This is a genomic window from Pseudomonas sp. P97.38, from assembly GCF_001269745.1.
Taxonomy (GTDB): Bacteria; Pseudomonadota; Gammaproteobacteria; order Pseudomonadales; family Pseudomonadaceae; genus Aquipseudomonas; species Aquipseudomonas chlororaphis_E.
Genome location: NZ_LHVJ01000025.1, coordinates 251,186 through 268,547, shown reverse-complemented (window position 1 = coordinate 268,547; position 17,362 = coordinate 251,186). Strand labels below are relative to the sequence as shown.

The 17,362-nt window shown below is 61.1% G+C and carries 13 protein-coding genes; 6 read left to right on the top strand and 7 right to left on the bottom strand.

Going from position 1 to position 17,362, the window contains the following annotated elements; genetic code table 11:
• The 5 genes from AD664_RS27250 to AD664_RS21395 all read right to left on the bottom strand — a co-directional run.
• On the bottom strand, nucleotides 1-256 hold a 256-nt coding region (locus AD664_RS27250; RefSeq protein WP_157061589.1), incomplete at its 3' end, for a transposase.
• A 232-nt stretch (nucleotides 257-488) separates the two neighbouring features.
• Nucleotides 489-986 carry a GNAT family N-acetyltransferase gene (locus AD664_RS21410; protein WP_042731627.1) on the bottom strand — a complete coding sequence of 166 codons (498 nt, stop codon included), beginning with the start codon at nucleotides 984-986 and terminating at the stop codon, nucleotides 489-491.
• Complete coding sequence (locus AD664_RS21405) at nucleotides 983-1,621, bottom strand: LysE family translocator (RefSeq protein ID WP_042731626.1); 639 nt, start codon at nucleotides 1,619-1,621, stop codon at nucleotides 983-985. The genes AD664_RS21410 and AD664_RS21405 overlap by 4 nt, the downstream gene beginning before the upstream one ends.
• Nucleotides 1,622-1,638: 17 nt before the next feature.
• Nucleotides 1,639-2,055 carry an NUDIX domain-containing protein gene (locus AD664_RS21400; RefSeq protein ID WP_053149464.1) on the bottom strand — a complete coding sequence of 139 codons (417 nt, stop codon included), beginning with the start codon at nucleotides 2,053-2,055 and terminating at the stop codon, nucleotides 1,639-1,641.
• A gap of 185 nt (nucleotides 2,056-2,240) precedes the next feature.
• Nucleotides 2,241-3,599 carry an HD domain-containing phosphohydrolase gene (locus AD664_RS21395; protein WP_053149461.1) on the bottom strand — a complete coding sequence of 453 codons (1,359 nt, stop codon included), beginning with the start codon at nucleotides 3,597-3,599 and terminating at the stop codon, nucleotides 2,241-2,243.
• A 226-nt stretch (nucleotides 3,600-3,825) separates the two neighbouring features.
• Here AD664_RS21395 and AD664_RS21390 point away from each other — a divergent pair, with 226 nt between their 5' ends.
• From AD664_RS21390 to AD664_RS21365, 6 genes are all read left to right on the top strand, one after another.
• Nucleotides 3,826-6,117, top strand: coding sequence for an EAL domain-containing protein (locus tag AD664_RS21390; protein WP_053149459.1), 2,292 nt, complete (start codon nucleotides 3,826-3,828; stop codon nucleotides 6,115-6,117).
• Nucleotides 6,114-7,988: a GGDEF and EAL domain-containing protein gene (locus tag AD664_RS21385; protein ID WP_053149456.1), complete on the top strand. Its 1,875-nt coding sequence runs from the start codon at nucleotides 6,114-6,116 to the stop codon at nucleotides 7,986-7,988. The genes AD664_RS21390 and AD664_RS21385 overlap by 4 nt, the downstream gene beginning before the upstream one ends.
• A 42-nt stretch (nucleotides 7,989-8,030) precedes the next feature.
• Nucleotides 8,031-8,990, top strand: a complete 960-nt coding sequence (locus tag AD664_RS21380; RefSeq protein WP_053149453.1) for a cytochrome-c peroxidase — start codon at nucleotides 8,031-8,033, stop codon at nucleotides 8,988-8,990.
• Nucleotides 8,987-10,789, top strand: coding sequence for a DAHL domain-containing protein (locus tag AD664_RS21375; RefSeq protein WP_053149450.1), 1,803 nt, complete (start codon nucleotides 8,987-8,989; stop codon nucleotides 10,787-10,789). Before AD664_RS21380 ends, AD664_RS21375 begins: the two co-directional genes overlap by 4 nt.
• Nucleotides 10,786-12,192: an ATP-binding protein gene (locus AD664_RS21370; RefSeq protein ID WP_053149447.1), complete on the top strand. Its 1,407-nt coding sequence runs from the start codon at nucleotides 10,786-10,788 to the stop codon at nucleotides 12,190-12,192. The genes AD664_RS21375 and AD664_RS21370 overlap by 4 nt, the downstream gene beginning before the upstream one ends.
• A 258-nt stretch (nucleotides 12,193-12,450) precedes the next feature.
• On the top strand, nucleotides 12,451-14,070 hold the full coding sequence (locus tag AD664_RS21365; protein ID WP_053149444.1) for an FMN-binding glutamate synthase family protein: 1,620 nt from the start codon (nucleotides 12,451-12,453) through the stop codon (nucleotides 14,068-14,070).
• Here AD664_RS21365 and AD664_RS21360 read toward each other — a convergent pair.
• On the bottom strand, nucleotides 14,067-15,581 hold the full coding sequence (locus tag AD664_RS21360; protein ID WP_053149441.1) for a glucosyltransferase domain-containing protein: 1,515 nt from the start codon (nucleotides 15,579-15,581) through the stop codon (nucleotides 14,067-14,069). The two genes, AD664_RS21365 and AD664_RS21360, sit on opposite strands and share 4 nt — an antisense overlap.
• Before the next feature lie 299 nt (nucleotides 15,582-15,880).
• A complete protein-coding gene (locus tag AD664_RS21355; protein ID WP_053149438.1) occupies nucleotides 15,881-17,302 on the bottom strand; it encodes an amino acid permease in 1,422 nt (473 codons plus the stop codon).
• Between the last annotated feature and the right edge of the window lie 60 nt (nucleotides 17,303-17,362).

The window sequence follows — 17,362 nt, the reverse complement described above, 5'->3', positions numbered from 1 at the left end:
CTACGGCGAAGGCTCTAGCCCGGCGAGGGTTGATCCTGAGCACATTGAAACCTGCCTCCTGCAGTGCTGCCATAACCTTTCGTTCATAGCCGCCCGTGGCTTCCAGTAACACCCGGCCAATCGTGTATTGGCTTAGCTGTTCGACCAGCTGTGCAAAACCCTCAGACGTATTGGGGACCTCATAGCCTTGGTTCTGTGGTCGAACCCAAACGACGAGATTTGATTTGGATATATCGATACCGACCCAGGAAATCATGGCAAAACCCTCTTACACTCAGAAATGAGAGTGCTCTGGCTTTGCCCACGCTTGTGATTCGAGTGCCGCTCGTACAACTGTTCGGGCTTATGGGCCAGAGTAGAAAGGTAGATGGCAGCTTTGCTCCCACTCGTGCTTCAAGCACCGCGGACTCACAGCTTGCCATCTACCCCTCTCACCCCAGAGTTTATTCCCTTACTCAGACACAAGCGGGCTTGCCCGCGAAGGGGCCCTACAGTTCAAGCCACATATGGATCTTGTCGAAGTATTCGTCATCTACCCGGATGGCCATCGGCTCCAGCCCATACAGCACAAAGCCGCAACGCTGGTAGAGCTTGACCGCCGGGTCGTTGCCGGCGGTGACGGTCAACTGCACCAGACGCAGGAAAGGGTGGCGGCGAGCTTCGTCGAGGGCCGCTTGCAGCAACTGCTGGCCCAGCCCCTGGCGGCCATGGGCGGCGCTGACGTACAGGCCGAACAGGGTCGCCTTGTGCCGGGCCTTGGCCCGAGGCTCCAGGGCCAGGCCGACCATCCCCACCAGTTGCCCCGCCTCGAACGCCCCCAGCACCACGTCCAGCCGGCTGGTCAGCCGCGACTCCCACCAATTGATCGGCAGCGCCGCCCGCTCACTGACGCTGGAAGTAAAGGCCTGCGGATGCTGCGCATAGGCCTGGAGCATCAGCTCGCGATACGCGCTGGCATCGCCGGCCCGCAGCCGCCGGATGTTCATGCCCCGCGCCGTTGCTCAAGCATCAGGCGCAGCGCCAACGTAGCGAGCACAAAGCCCATGAAATAACGCTGTACCGCCAGCCAGGTCGGGTTGTGGGCGAACCAGGACGCAATCCCGGCGGCAAACAGCGCAATCAGCAGGTTGACGCTGAAACTGATGCTGATCTGGGTGAGCCCGAGGATGAGGCTCTGGGTGAACAGCGAGCCGTGCTCCGGGCTGATGAACTGCGGGAACACCGACAGGTAGAACACCGCGATCTTGGGGTTCAGGGCACTGGTGAGAAAGCCCATGGTGATCAACTTGCGCGTAGAGTCCGCCGGCAACTGCTGCGCCTCGAACGGTGAGCGAGCACCGGGCTTCACGGCCTGCCAGGCCAGCCACAGCAGGTACAGCGCACCGGCCCACTTCAGGATTTCATAGGCCAGAGGCACCGCCAGGAACACCGCCGTCAGCCCCGCTGCCGCCGCGAACATGTGCACGAAAAAGCCCGCCACCACTCCCAGCAGGGAAGTGACGCCGGCCTTGCGGCCCTGGCAGATCGAACGGGAAATCAGGTAGATCATGTTCGGACCGGGCGTGAGCACCATCAGCAACGCGGCGGCGGCGAAAATCAGCAGGTCTGGCAGTGCAATCATGGGCGTTGTTCCTGGAATCAGCAGGCCACGGAAGGCGACGCTCGATAAAACGGCAGGATGACCTCGCCTGTCAACGGCGCCAGCAGCAGGTCGTGCTCGCCGGCCGGATCGATCCAGCGCACTTCCTCGATCTCGGCAGCCGGTGAAACAGCGGCGTCGATTTTCAGCAGGAACACCTGCGCCTGGACGGTAAAGCCTGGCTCGTTGGCGGCCGGCGCACTGAAGGCGCCCAGGTAGTGGGCCTGGGCAGGATCGATCGCCAGGCCCAGCTCTTCCTCCAGCTCCCGGGCCAAGGCCTGGACCGGTTGCTCATGGGGCTCGATCTTGCCCCCCGGCTGCATGAAGGCCAGGGTGCCGCGCTTGCGCACCAGCAGGGTCCGACCATCCGGCCCGATCAACAGGGCGGCGGCGATGCGGATGAGCGAATCGGTCATGGGAATTGGCCTCGGGCAAAAAATGCCCGGGAGATTACAGATCGCAGCGGTTGGAGCAAAGCCTCAAGATCAACACCGTCTCTTGTGGGAGCGGGCTTGCTCGCGAAGGCGGTGTGTCAGGGAATACATCCTTAACTGACACACCGCCTTCGCGAGCAAGCCCGCTCCCACAGGTTGAGCTGTGTTCACCCCAGGATCGGCCTGGGCGCCGAAGATTCTTCGGGAATCTTGACGAACACGCTGTAGCGGGCGCACTCCATCGCTTCGAAGGCAATGAGTTTTTCCACCAACGGACCGCTCAGGACCTTGCCGGCGTTGAGCAACAACATGCCGTTGTCGGCATTGAGGTTGCGCGCCAGGACCATCCCGGCCGCCAGCTCCCGGGTGTTCAAGACCTTCACCGTCGGGTCCGACAGGGTCACGTCGTCCAGGTATTCGCCGCAGGCCTTGATGAAATCCTCGACCATGTCCGGGTCGTACAGCTTGCCAGCGTATTTGCGGATGTAGACCAGGGCTTCGTCGCTGTTCATCTGCCGTTCGAGGATCAACCCGCGCTGCAATTCGATGAAGTCCACCGCCAGCTTCAACAGCCGCGAACCGAACGGGATCGCCTCGCCCCTGAGGTGTTCGGGGAAGCCGCTGCCGTCCCAGCGTTCCTGGTGATGGCGAATGATCCGGGCCGCGTCCTTCATCGGGTCCAGGGTCATCAGCAGTGATTCGCTTTGCTTCGGATAGGCGCGGTACAGGTCCAGCTCGGTGTGGTGCAGCAGGTCGGCCGGGGTGACCATCATGTTGTCGGTCCAGCTCAGCTTGCCGATGTTGTACAGCGCCGCCGCCATGGTCAGGTCGCGATCGGTGGACTCGTCGAGGAAATGCAGGCGGCTGTAGACCCGGATCAACTCGATGATCTGCCGGTTGGTCTGCTTGGCCTTGGGCAGGCGCAGGTTGGCGATCAGCGAGAACACTTCCGTGCTGGTGACATAGCTGCGCTTGAGTTCATCGTAGGCCAGGTCGAGCATGTCGGCGGTCTGCTGCAACTCGGAGGTGCGCGAGGCCACGCGTTTTTCCAGGGTGGCGTTGAGCGACTTGAGTTGCTGGTTCTGCTCGCGGGTCAGCGCTTCGAGGCGCTGGCGTTCGCTTTCGGAATGCTGGTGGGCCAGGGCCTGGCGCAGGGCCTGCACCACTTCCTCGTCGTTCCACGGTTTGCTGAGGTAGCGGTACAAGCCGCCCTCGTTGATGGCCTTGGTCATCATGTCGACGTCGGCGTAGCCGGTGAGCAGGATGCGCAAGGTCGATGGGTACAACTGGCGGATCTGTGCCAACAGCGTGGCGCCGTCCATGTTGGGCATGCGCGCATCGGTCATCACCAGGTCGACCGGCCGCTCCTTGAGGATTTCCAGGGCCTTGGCGCCACTGTCGGCCAGCAGGATTTCGTAGGGTTGGCTGCGCAGCAGCCGACGCAGGCTGTTGAGGATCGACTCTTCGTCATCGACCAACAGCACCGTCGGTTTTTTGACCGGAACGTCCGGCGATTGATCTTCCATTGCTACCCCCTCCTATTGATGACGACCGTTTACCGTCCCCCACAAGACAGGCTAGTAGATTGCCGGCATTTAGGCACGATTTGCCATCATCGGCCGAGCGCATCCCGATGAGCCGACTATGCTGTACCCCATGGAGGGCCATGTACGGGCCAGAACTCTCATGCCAGCGAAAGGGATATCAGATGTTCCCAGGGTTCTATTGTCAGCATCGGCACGGTGCACGGCCATGAGCCTGCCATCGGAAAGAGCCAACCGGCGGATCCTGATCGTCGACGACACGCCGACGATCCATGAGGATTTTCGCAAGATCCTCAGCCCCCACGCGCCGTCCGAAGACCACCTGAGCAGTGCCGAAGAAGCCCTGTTCGGGGCGCCGGTGGCCGTCGCCGCCCAGAGCTTCATCCTCGACTCGGCCTTCCAGGGCATGGAAGCCCTGAACAAGGTCGAGGCGGCGCTGGAGCAAGGGCAGCCCTACGCCATGGCCTTCATCGACATGCGCATGCCACCCGGCTGGGACGGCCTGGAAACCATCGAGCGGCTGTGGCGCGCCGACCCCAAGTTGCAAGTGGCGTTGTGCACCGCCTATTCGGACTATTCCTGGGAAGACCTCGCCGACCGCCTGGAACTGGGTGACCGCCTGCTTATCCTGAAGAAACCCTTCGACGCCATCGAGATCCGCCAGATGGCCAGCACGCTGACGGTCAAATGGCAGATGACCGAGGACGCCGCGCTGAAGATGGACATGCTCGAACGGGCGGTCGAAGCGCGCACCCGGGAACTGGCCGACGCCAACATCATCGTGCAGAACAGCCCGACCATCCTCTATCGCCTGCGGGGGGAGCCGCCGTTCCCGCTGATGTACATCTCCCACAACATCACCAAGTTCGGGCATGCCGCGGCGCATCTGGTGGGTGCGCCGGACTGGGCGCAGATGCTCATCCACCCCGATGACCAGTCCAAGATCGACGCCGCCATGGTCCGCGTCCTGGACCGGGACAATGCCGGAGCCTCCATCGAGTTTCGCCTGCGCACCGGCGACGACACCTACCGCTGGGTGGAGAACCGCTACATTCCGGTGCGCAACGAGCAAGGCCTGTTGCTGGAGGTCGAAGGCATCATCCTCGACATCACCGAACGCAAGCTGGCCGAAGAGAAGATCGCCCTGCTGGCCCGCACCGACGGCCTGACCGGGCTGGCCAACCGTGCCACCATGATCGAACGGCTGCACCAGGCCTTCGCCGCCGCGCGCCGGGGGGCACCGGCGTTCGCGATGTTCTACCTGGACCTGGACCACTTCAAGCGGATCAACGACACCCTGGGCCACCCCATCGGCGACCTGCTCTTGCAGGAAGTCGCCGCACGCCTCAAGGCCTGCACCCGGGAGAACGACGTGGTCGCGCGCCTGGGCGGCGACGAGTTCGCCATCCTGCAACTGGACGTTCACGAGGCCACCCATTGCGCCGCGCTGGCGGCGAAGATCCGCGACGCCCTGGTGGTGCCCTACGCCCTGGACGGCAACGACGTGCGGATCTCGGTGAGCATCGGCATCGCCCTGTACACGCCGCAGAGCCTGAGTGCCGACAGCCTGATGGCGCAGTCCGACATGGCCCTGTACCGCTCCAAGGAAAAGGGCCGCAACCAGTACCATTTCCACAACGAAGAGATCAACCAGGAAGTCACCGACCGGGTCGCCCTGGCCAATGACCTGCGCCAGGCCATTGAGCACAACGAACTGCACCTGCATTACCTGCCGGAAGTCGACCTGGGCACCGGCAAAATCCTCGGCATGGGCGTGCAGGTGCGCTGGAACCACCCCGAGCGCGGCTGGCTGGAGCCGGCGGTGTTCATGCCGGCCGCCGAGAAGACCGGGCTCATCATCGGCCTGGGCCACTGGGCGTTGGACCAGGCCTGCCGGCAGATGCGCCAGTGGCGCGACCAGAACATGGCGCCGCCGGTGATCGCCCTCGACCTGTCCCTGACCCAGCTCAAGACCGGCCCGGAACTGATCTACGATGTGCTGCGCACCACCGCCCGCTGGGAACTGGCCCCGTGGGACCTGCGCTTCGACGTCACCGAAGCCACCCTGGCCCAGACCAAGTGGACCCACAACGACGTGCTGCCGCGCCTGTGCGAACTGGGCGTGCAGATCGCAATCGATGAGTTCGGCACCGAATATTCCTCGTTCGATTACCTCAAGACCTATCGCGTCAACCACCTCAAGCTCGCCCAACGGTTTCTCGACAGTGCCAACGCCGACCCCGGCAACGCCACGACCCTGCGGGCCATCCTCAACTTCGCCCGGGACGTGGGCATCGGGATCATCGCCGAAGGCGTCGAGACCCAGGAGCAGCGCACCACGCTGATGTCCAGCGGTGGGACGATGCAAGCCCAGGGGCACTACTTCAGCACGGTCGTGGACAGACACCAGGCCGCCGAGCTGCTCAAGGCCGGCAGCATCGTTCCGGCGGTCGACCACTGGACACGCCCCCCGAGCCAGCTATCGGAGAGCACCCCATGAACCCCTTGTCCGTACCCGCGAACAGGCGAATCCTGGTGGTGGACGACACCCCGGCCATCCACCAGGACTTTCGCAAGATCCTCAGCGCCGGCGGCGGCAGTGATGAGTCGCTGGACGATACCGAGAGCCTGTTGTTCGGCACGCCCCAGGTCAGCCGGCCGCAGTTTCAGATCGACTCCGCATACCAGGGCGAAGAAGCGCTGGAACTGGTCAAACGCGCCCAGGCCGAAGGCCAGCCCTACGCCCTGGTGTTCGCCGACATGCGCATGCCGCCGGGCTGGGACGGCCTGCAGACCATCGAAAAACTGTGGGAAGCCGACCCCCGGCTGCAAATTGCCCTGTGCACGGCGTTCTCCGACTACACCTGGGAAACCATGTCGGAACGGATCGAGTTCGACGATCAGTTGCTGATTCTCAAGAAACCCTTCGACACCCTGGAAATCCGCCAGATGGCCAGCGCCATGACCTGGAAATGGCAACTGGCCCAGGATGCCGCGCGCAAGATGCGCAGCCTGGAGCGCACGATTGAGGAGCGGGTCCAGGAACTGCTCAAGGTCTCCCACCTGCTGCAATACGACGTGCTCACCGAACTGCCCAACAGCATGTTGCTCGGCGACCGCCTGACCCAGGCCATGGCCCAGTGCCGCCGGCATGACCGGCAACTGGCGGTGATGTTCCTCGGCCTGGACCGTTTCAAGCGGGTCAATAACGCGCTGGGGCACCCGGTCGGCGACGAGATGCTCAAGCGCGTGGCCCGGGCGCTGGCCACCGTGGTGCGCGAGTCCGACTCGGTGTTTCGCTACGGTTCCGATGAATTCGTAGTGGTGCTGGGGGATATCGCCGACCCGCAGCAGACCAAGGGCGTGGCGGAAAAACTGCTGGCCGCGGTCAGCACGCCCCAACCGATCGACGGCCATGACCTGACCGTCACCGCCAGCCTGGGGGTGAGCGTGTACCCCACCGACGGTTTCGACGCCGTGGCGCTGATCAAGAAAGCCGAGACGGCGATGCGCAACGTCAAGGAAGCCGGCCCTAACGACTACCGTTTCTTCACCGAAGACATGAACCGCCGGGCCCGCCAGCAACAGACCATCGAGTCTGGCCTGCGGCTGGCCCTGCAACGCAAGGAATTCGTGCTGCACTACCAGCCCAAGCTCGACCTGACGAGCGGCAAAGTGGTCGGCGTCGAGGCACTGGTGCGCTGGAATCGCCCGGAGCACGGCCTGGTCTACCCGTCGGACTTCATCCCGGTGGCCGAGGACAGCGGGCTGATCGTGCCGCTGAGCCAATGGGTGCTCCAGGAAGCCTGCCAGCAGGCCCGCACCTGGCAAGACCAGGGCATGCGACCGCTGTACCTGTCGGTCAACGTCTCGGCCATCGACTTTCGCCAGCGCGGCTTCGTCGAAGGCATTGCCCGCACCCTCAAGGAAACCGGCCTGGACCCGACACAGTTGGAACTGGAGATCACCGAAAGCGTGCTGATGCAGAACATCGACACCACCGTCGCCACTCTCAAGGCCATCAAGCAACTGGGCGTGCGGCTGGCCATCGACGATTTCGGCACCGGGTACTCGAGCCTGAGCTACCTGCAGAAATTCCCGGTGGATGTCCTGAAGATCGACCAGTCGTTCGTCGGTGACCTGAGCATCGACAGCAATGACGCCAAGCTGGTGAGCACCATCATCAGCCTGGGCAAGGGCCTGAACCTGCACATCATTGCCGAAGGCGTGGAAACCCTGGAGCAACTGGATTTTCTCAGGACCCACCAGTGCGAGGAAGCCCAGGGCTATTACTTCAGCAAGGCCGTGCAACCGCATGCCTTCGTCCAATGGATGGCCGAGTGGGAGCAGCGCCCGAACCCGTTTTCCTGAAAAACAGCCTGCTCCATCAACCCACGTTCAAGGAAGTCTGCGATGGCGTCACCAGGACTCTTGTTGGCTCTCGGCCTGTTCATGGGACTCAGTGTGGCCGCCCACGCCGACCCCCTGGACGAACCGCTCAAGCCGCTGCCTCCCGTCCCCGCGCTGGACCCCAAGCGTGTCCAACTGGGCCAGCGGCTGTTCAACGACCCACGGCTGTCGGTGAACAACACCCTGTCCTGTGCCAGTTGCCATCGCCTGGACAAGGGCGGTGCCGACGACAAGGCGTTGTCCCTGGGCTTCGACGGCAAGCCGGTGGAGGTCAACACGCCCACGGTGTTCAACGCCAGCCTGAATTTCCATCAGTTCTGGGACGGCCGCGCCGACACCCTGGAAGAGCAGGTGCACATCGTGGTCACCAGCCCCACGGAAATGGGCAGCAACTGGGACACCGTGGTCAAGCGCATCGCCGACGACCCGGGTTATGTCAGGGACTTCAGCGCGGCCTACCCCGACGGCGTGACCAAGCCCAATATCCAGGGCGCCCTGGCCGATTTCGAACGCACCCTGCTGACCCCCAACTCACGCTTCGACCAATACCTGCTGGGCAACACCGACATCCTCACGCCGCGGGAAAAATTCGGCTATGAGCGGTTCAAGGAATACGGCTGCATCGCCTGCCACCAGGGCGTGAACATCGGCGGCAACATGTTCCAGAAGTTCGGTGTCATGGGGGACTACATCGCGGACCGGGGCAATGCCACCCGGGCCGATGAAGGGCGCTTCAACGTCACCGGCGATGAAGGTGATCGCCAGGTGTTCAAGGTACCCAGCCTGCGCAATGTCGCCGTCACCGCACCGTATTTCCACAAGGGCTCCGCGGCGACGCTGGAGCAGGCCGTGGAAGTGATGTTCAAGTACCAGTTGGGCCGTGAACCGGCCGGCAAGGATACCGAGTTGATCGTCGAGTTCCTCAAGACCCTGACCGGCGAATGGGAGGGCAAACCCCTATGAAGGCCCTCCGTCGACTTGGCCTGGCGCTCATCGGCGTGTTGCTCGTTTCGGTGCTGCTGTTCATGTACATCCAGTCGGGTGCGCAGCAGGCCGCTTCGTACATCGAGTCCCGGGACCTGGTCCGGCAGTTGAAGCAACAGGACGCGATCTGGGACAACGAAGTGCTCAAGACCCGGATCGCCCTGACCCACAACTACGACCCCCTGGTCTCGCCGCTGCATGAAATCACCCGGCTCTGGCAGCGCCTGGACGCCATCGAGTCGGCCTCGGGCCGCCACGCGCCCACGCTTTGGGAAACCCAGCGCGACGCGTACCTGGAGGCGGTCAAGGAAAAGACCCGACTGGTGGAAAAATTCAAGTCGCACCACGCGATACTGCGCAACTCCCTGGCCTTCCTGCCAACGGCCGAAGACGATATCCAGGGCCAGTTCGCCCGGCTCACCGACGAGCAACGGTTGCAGCTGCAAAACGTCGCCATCGACACCTACGACCTGTTGCTCAGCAGCATGGAATTCGCCCAGCTCACCACCCCGGACACGGCCGCCGAGGTACTGCTTGGGCTGAACCGGCTGGACGTCAACAAGGAGCGTCTGCCCGAAGGGTTCCAGAGCGCCGTGACCACCATGAGCCGGCACATCGCGATGGTCCTGCGCGAACAACCCCAGGTGAACGAGTTGCTGCAGGGCATCGAGGCAGTCCCGGTGGCGGACCGGCTGGACACCATCACCAGCCTGCTCGACAAGGATCAGGAAACCGCCGCCGCCCTCCACCAGCGCAACCACATCTACCTGATGGTGTTCGCGATGTTCCTGGTGCTGATCCTGATCTGGCTGGCGATCCGTCTGGTGCGCAGCTTCGCCGAGATCAAGCGGGTCAACAGCGCCCTGAAAACCGCCAACGACGAACTGGAGCAACGGGTGGAAGAACGCACCCGCCAGCTCAAGGACACCCAGAGCGAGCTGATGGACACCGCCCGCCAGGCCGGCATGGCGGAAATCGCCACCAACGTGCTGCACAACGTCGGCAACGTTCTCAACAGCGTGAACATTTCCGCCGACCTGGTCAGCCGCAAATTGCGCAGCAGCAAGGCGCTGGGGCTGGGCAAGGCCATGCAACTGGTCAACGAACACCCCCACGACCTCGGGCGTTTCCTCACCGAGGACGAAAAAGGCAAGCTGCTGCCCGGCTACCTCAATCAACTGGTGGACGCCATCGCCGCGGAACAGCACAGCCTGATCGACGAGCTGGGGCAGTTGAGCAAGAGCGTGGACCACATCAAGGACATCGTCTCGACCCAGCAATCCTACGCCGGGGCCAACAGCCTGCTGGAGCCCCTGGTGGTCAGCGAGCTGCTCGAAGACGCCCTGCGCATGAACTCCGGCGCCCTGACCCGCCACCATGTCACGGTGATCAAGGAATACGGCGACGTCCCGCGGATCATGGGCGACAAGCACCGCTTGCTGCTGATCCTGATCAACCTCATCAGCAACGCCAAGTACGCCATGGCGGGGGTGTCCAATCATGCGCGGAACATGACGCTGAAGGTGGCCGTGGTGGATGGCGAGACCCTGCAGATCAGCGTCAAGGATGAAGGCGAAGGCATCCCGGAGGAAAACATGACACGCATCTTCGCCCACGGCTTCACCACGCGTAAGGACGGCCACGGGTTTGGCCTGCACAGTTGCGCCCTGGCGGCCATCGAAATGAACGGGCGCCTGACCGCCCACAGCGAAGGCCCCGGCAAAGGGGCCACGTTCCAGTTGCAGGTGCCGTTGAAACTCGCGGAGGGTGAGCCATGAACACCCTGAGCAACCGCCGCATCCTGTTGATCGACGACACACCGGCCATCCATGAGGATTTCCGCAAGATCCTCACTCCCGAGAACGAGACCAACACCGACCTGCAGGACATGGAGAACGCGCTGTTCGGCGAGGCACCGAAACCGGTCGCCACTGTGTTCGAACTCGACTCGGCCTATGGCGGCCAGGAAGGCCTCAACAAACTGCTCGACGCCCAGGCCAGGGAACGCCCCTATGCCCTGGCCTTCGTCGACATGCGCATGCCCGAAGGCTGGGACGGCGCCAAGACCATCGAAGAACTGTGGAAGCGCGAACCGCTGCTGCAGGTGGTGGTCTGCACCGCCTACTCGGATTACTCCTGGGACGAACTGCTGGAACGCCTCAATGGCCACGACCGCCTGCTGATCCTGAAGAAGCCCTTCGACAACATCGAAGTCCAGCAGATGGCCAACACCCTGACCACCAAATGGGCCATGACCGCCCGCGCCCAGTTGAAAATGAGCAAGCTCGAAGACCTGGTGGAACAACGAACCCAGGCGTTCAAGCAGGCCAGCGAGCTGCTGCAGATGGAAATCGACGAACGCAAGATGCTCGAAACCCAGCTGGTGCAATCGGAAAAACTCGCCTCCCTGGGCCAACTGGCCGCCGGGGTGGCCCACGAAATCAACAACCCCATCGGCTTCATTTCGTCCAACCTGGGGGCCCTGGACGGCTATTTCAGCAAGCTCCAGCAAATGCTCGCGGCCTACGGCAGCGCCGAGCAAGCCATCGCGTCACCGGAGCAACGGGAGCACCTGAGGACGCTGCGCGAGCAGGTGGAGCTGGATTTCCTGGTGGAGGACATCCCGCTGCTGATCAAGGAGTCCAAGGACGGCATCGGTCGGGTCGGGCAGATCGTCAAGGACCTCAAGGACTTCTCCCGCGTCGACTCCAACCAGGAATGGCAGATGGCCAATTTGCAACAGGGCATGGATTCGACGCTGAACATCGTCGCCAACGAAATCAAGTACAAGGCCGACGTGGTCAAGCAATACACGCCGCTGCCGGAAGTCGAATGCCTGCCGTCGCAGATCAACCAGGTGATCATGAACCTGATCGTCAACGCCGCCCAGGCCATCGGCCCCGAGCGCGGCACCATCACCCTGCGCAACGGCGTCGACGGCGATACCGTCTGGATCGAAGTCGCCGACAACGGCTCGGGGATTCCACCGCAAACCCTGCAGAAAATCTTCGACCCATTCTTCACCACCAAGCCCATCGGCCAAGGTACGGGGCTGGGGCTGTCGCTGTCCTACGGCATCGTGAAAAAACACAACGGCGAGATCACGGTGCGCAGCGAAGTGGGAGTCGGCACGACCTTCAGGGTGGAGTTGCCGGTGCGGCAGATGAAGGTGGTGGGGTGAGCGGTTATGCCTGGGGGCCAAGGCGCGCCAGGATGAAGCTTCTGCCCGCAGGGTTGCCCAGGGTTTCACTGCCAGCGCAGAATGCCCCGATGCCATGAAGCCCTAATCACTGTGGCGAGGGAGCTTGCTCCCGCTGGATTGCGGAGCAATCCTCAACACGGCCGCTGCGCGCCCGAGCGGGAGCAAGCTCCCTCGCCACGGGTTTATAGGTATCCAGAATACCCAGTGCCCTACCCAATGCTTGCCCAAGGAACCCGTATGAGCCTGTCTCTGCTGAGCCGTTACGCCTTCTTTGCCGGCTGTGTGATTTTCACCCTCGCCAGCCTGCCGTTCCTGCAACACGACTGGCTCTGGCCGATCACGCTGGTGACAGGCCTGTTGAGCCTGCTCGGGCTGTTCGACCTGCTGCAAAGCCGTCACGCGGTGCGGCGCAACTACCCGATCCTGGGCAACATCCGCTACCTGGTCGAAGGCATCCGCCCGGAGATCCGCCAGTACCTGCTCGAATCCGACAGCGACGCCCTGCCCTTTTCCCGGGCCCAGCGCTCGCTGGTGTATTCCCGGGCCAAGAACGAGACCTCCGACAAACCGTTCGGCACCTTGATCGACGTCTACCAGACCGGCTTCGAATTCATCGGCCATTCCATGCGCCCGGCGCCGTTGAGCGACCCCAGCGGTTTTCGCGTGACGGTCGGCGGCCCGCAGTGCACCCAGCCCTATTCAGCCTCGGTGTTCAACATCTCGGCCATGAGCTTCGGCTCGCTAAGCGCCAATGCCATCCGCGCGCTGAACCAGGGCGCCAAGCTGGGCAATTTTGCCCACGACACCGGCGAGGGCAGCATCAGCCCTTACCATCGCGAACACGGTGGCGACCTGACCTGGGAAGTGGGCAGCGGCTACTTCGGCTGTCGCACCAGCGACGGGCGCTTCGACCCGGAACGCTTCGCCGTCCAGGCACAAGACCCACAGGTGCGAATGATTGAAATCAAGATGAGCCAGGGCGCCAAGCCCGGCCATGGCGGGATCCTGCCCAAGCACAAGGTCACCCGGGAAATCGCCGAGACCCGCGGCATCCTCATGGGCGAGGATTGCATTTCACCGTCGCGCCACAGCGCGTTCTCCACGCCGCTGGAACTGATGCAATTCGTCCAACAACTGCGTGAACTGTCCGGCGGCAAGCCGGTGGGCTTCAAGTTCTGCCTGGGCCACCCATGGGAGTTCATGGGCATTGCCAAGGCTATGCTGGAAACCGGGATCCTGCCCGACTTCATCGTCGTGGACGGCAAGGAAGGCGGCACGGGCGCAGCACCGGTGGAGTTCACCGACCACATCGGCGTGCCGCTGCGCGAAGGCCTGCTGTTCGTGCACAACACCCTGGTGGGCCTGAACCTGCGGGACAAGATCAAGCTCGGCGCCAGCGGCAAGATCGTCAGCGCCTTCGACATCGCCAGTGTCCTGGCCATCGGTGCCGACTGGGCCAACGCCGCACGCGGCTTCATGTTCGCCATCGGCTGCATCCAGTCGCAAAGCTGCCACACCAACAAATGCCCCACCGGCGTCGCCACCCAGGACACCCTGCGCCAACGCGCCCTGGTGGTCCCGGACAAGGCCCAGCGGGTCTACAACTTCCACCGCAACACCCTCAAGGCCCTGGCCGAAATGCTCGCCGCCGCCGGCCTGGAACACCCGTCGCAATTGCAGCCCAAGCACTTGGTGCGACGCATGTCGGCCACCGAGGTGAAACTGTTCTCGCAGTTGCATGTGTTCTTGAAACCCGGGGAACTGCTGACGGGAGAGGTCAATGGAGCCTTTTATTCGCGGATGTGGCAGATGGCGCGGGCGGACAGTTTTGAGCCGATGGACACTGCTGCCGCTTAAGGCTGCTCGATGTAAACGTCAGCATCATCCATATTTTTCATGGCGATAAAACCACCGACCTCCGAAACATAAATGGAGTAAAACTTTCTATCCAATACTGGCCTGAAAGTTTTATCTCCAGCCGCAATAATCTTGAACATCTCTCGCTTCCCATCCAGAACATTATTAACGCCCAACCGGGTTAAAAAATGCGGGCGCAACATCGTGCTTGAATCGCTCAAAATATATTTCAACACGGGCATATAAGTCATCGCACCATGCCCCCGAGGCAACCAGACGCCTCCATGAGCCGCCCCTAAAAAGTAAAAAACACTGACACTTCTCAATTCAGGTGCGCTCACCACATCATAAGAGATGAACGTTGCCAAGGCCGTTTCAAGCTCCTTCTTTGCAACAATGATTTGCCCATAGGAATAACACAACGAGAACATGCATAAAACCGGAACAACCAAAAACATTCGTAATGCAGGCCAGAATCGCACTGAAACTTCATAATTCAGCAAGAAGATAAACAATAGAACCACGGAAAAAGCCAGATAATTTCTGGCTTCAAGATTCGGCTCCGCAGCAAACAACATAGCCCCAGGTACGCCCACCACCATCACGCAAACTGCGCAAATACACAAAATGAGAGCGGCAACTTTCCCCCACGGATCGCCATCCGACACTCGTAGATCCTTCATAATCAAAGCAAAACCGACGCAAGCAAACACAATCAATGGGACAACGAAGTATACATTCCCAGCATTCACCAACTCCAAAATTTTCCGCAAGGAAAAGGCCAGCTTCTCAATTATGCGCTCCAACCAAAACTGATTGAAATTTGAAAAATTCATACGTTGGTTAACGGCCATCTGAAAGATTGTCGCATAATATAAAAATCCACCAACTGCGAGTTGGAAACCGCGTTGAAGTGCACCCGCCACCACCTCCTGCATAGGCCTTTTATTCCTTAGCCCCCAAAAAAACTCAACACAGCACAAACCTATAAAAATCGTTATCGAAAGTTGATAGACGCCTAGAATAAAAACTATTAATACGATCGTACAAAACCCTCGAAACAGAACGCCTCCCTTTTCAAGGGTCACGGCATAAATGGCAGCCACTACGGTGAGCATCATTCCCGGCCCATCATACTGATAAGTAATGTTCCCCAAGAAAAAAGGATTACATAACATAGGCATTACAACCAGACACGAAGCCAGATTTGGAGCAGGAAAATACCAGAAGGTTAACCTACTCATTGCCAACGACATCAGGAAGGTGGCGATCAACAAAGGAAGCGGAAATATATTAATGGTTGCATTGTTAAAAGCCAAAAATTTAACCACCCATTCCAGCAGCACTCGACCATGCGTACGCCAACCATCATCGCCCAGCAGCAATGATCTCCAGGCGTCATCCACATAAGCATAATCGGCATGGACAAAAGGAAAAACATAAATGAGAGAGGCGCCGATAAAAAAAACCAGCACCTCCCTTTTGCTTAATATCCTCTCAGCCCAGACCATTGCCACCTCGACTCTTATTTGTGAATCACGGCACTGAACCGAATAAGCGAAAGGTCGAGTTCCTTCGTCGGGAACTTACCCTGTCGATTCATATACTCATCACCGCCCCAGATAAGTGCTTAGTCTAGAGACCTATGGGCGAGTCATCCACTGTAAGAACTTACAGGTCCCCATCCTTTATTTGGTCGTTGTACAGACGAATGGGGAGTTACCCACTCACCGGAATTTTCATAAGACACCCCAAATTAAAAAAGCCCCGTTCATCCGAACAGGGCTTTTTTAATGAATTGGCGCAAAACTTACGAAACTGCGTCTATCGAACCTCGGGTTCGCCCGGTCGGCTGCAACTTGAAGGTATAGAACAACACCGTCAGCAACACCAGAAACGCCGGCCCCACGTACAACGCCACTCGCGTATCCGGGAAATACGCCATCAGGCCGACCACCAACACCAGGAACGCCAGGGCCAGGTACGAGCTGACCGGGTACAGCCACATGCGGTACTTCAGGGCCGCACGCTCGGAAGCGCTCAAGCTTTTGCGGAATTTGAGCTGGGCCAGCAGGATCATCACCCAGGTCCAGATCGCGCCGAAGGTGGCGATGGAGGTCACCCAGACGAAGACTTTTTCCGGCACCAGATAGTTGAGCAACACACCCAGCAACAGTGCGGCGATGGACAGCAGCAATGCACGGCGCGGGACGCCATTGGTGGACGTCTTGGCGAAGCCGGCCGGGGCCTGGCCGTTCTGCGCCAGGCTGTAGAGCATCCGTCCGGTGCTGAAGATGCCGCCGTTGCAGGACGACAGTGCGGCGGTGATCACCACGAAGTTGATGATCCCGGCGGCGGTCTTGATGCCCAGGCGCTCGAAGGTCATCACGAATGGGCTGCCCTGGGTGCCGATCTCGTTCCAGGGGTAGATCGACAGGATCACGAACAAGGCGCCGACGTAGAACAGCAGGATCCGCCAGAACACCGAGCCGATGGCGTTGGGGATGGTTTTCTGCGGGTTCCTCGCCTCACCGGCGGTCAGGCCGATCATCTCCACACCCAGGTACGCGAACATCACCATCTGCAGGGACATCAGCACGCCCGTCACGCCGTTGGGCATGAAGCCGCCGTGGGCCCAGAGGTTGGAAATACCCAGCGCCACGCCGTCGTTGCCGAACCCGAACGCGATGATGCCAACGCCGCCGATGACCATGGCGATGATGGTCACGATCTTGATCAGGGCGAACCAGAACTCGAACTCACCGAAGGCCTTGACCGCGATCAGGTTGATCGAACCCATGCTGACCAGCGCCGCCAGGGCCCAGATCCAGCGAGGCACATCGGGGAACCAGATGCCCATGTACACCGCGACGGCGGTGATCTCCGCCACGCAGGTCACCAGCCACAGGAACCAGTAGTTCCAACCGGTCAGGAAGCCGGCCAGCGGGCCGAGGTAATCCTGGGCATAACGGCTGAACGAACCGGCCACCGGGTTATGCACGGCCATCTCGCCGAGGGCGCGCATGATCACCAGGATCGCCAGGCCGCCAATGATGTACGACAGCATGATCGCCGGGCCGGCCATTTCAATGGCCTTGGCCGAACCGAGGAACAACCCGACACCGATGCACGCGCCAAGCGCCATCAGGCGGATATGCCGCTCGCCGAGCTCACGTTTGAGCGGACCACCCTGAGCGGTCTCGCCATGGGGCAGATGATTGCCGACTGGCATAGGGATACAACCTCGTCTTGTTATTGGATTAACCACCGAGTCTCCAAGGCGCATGCCGAT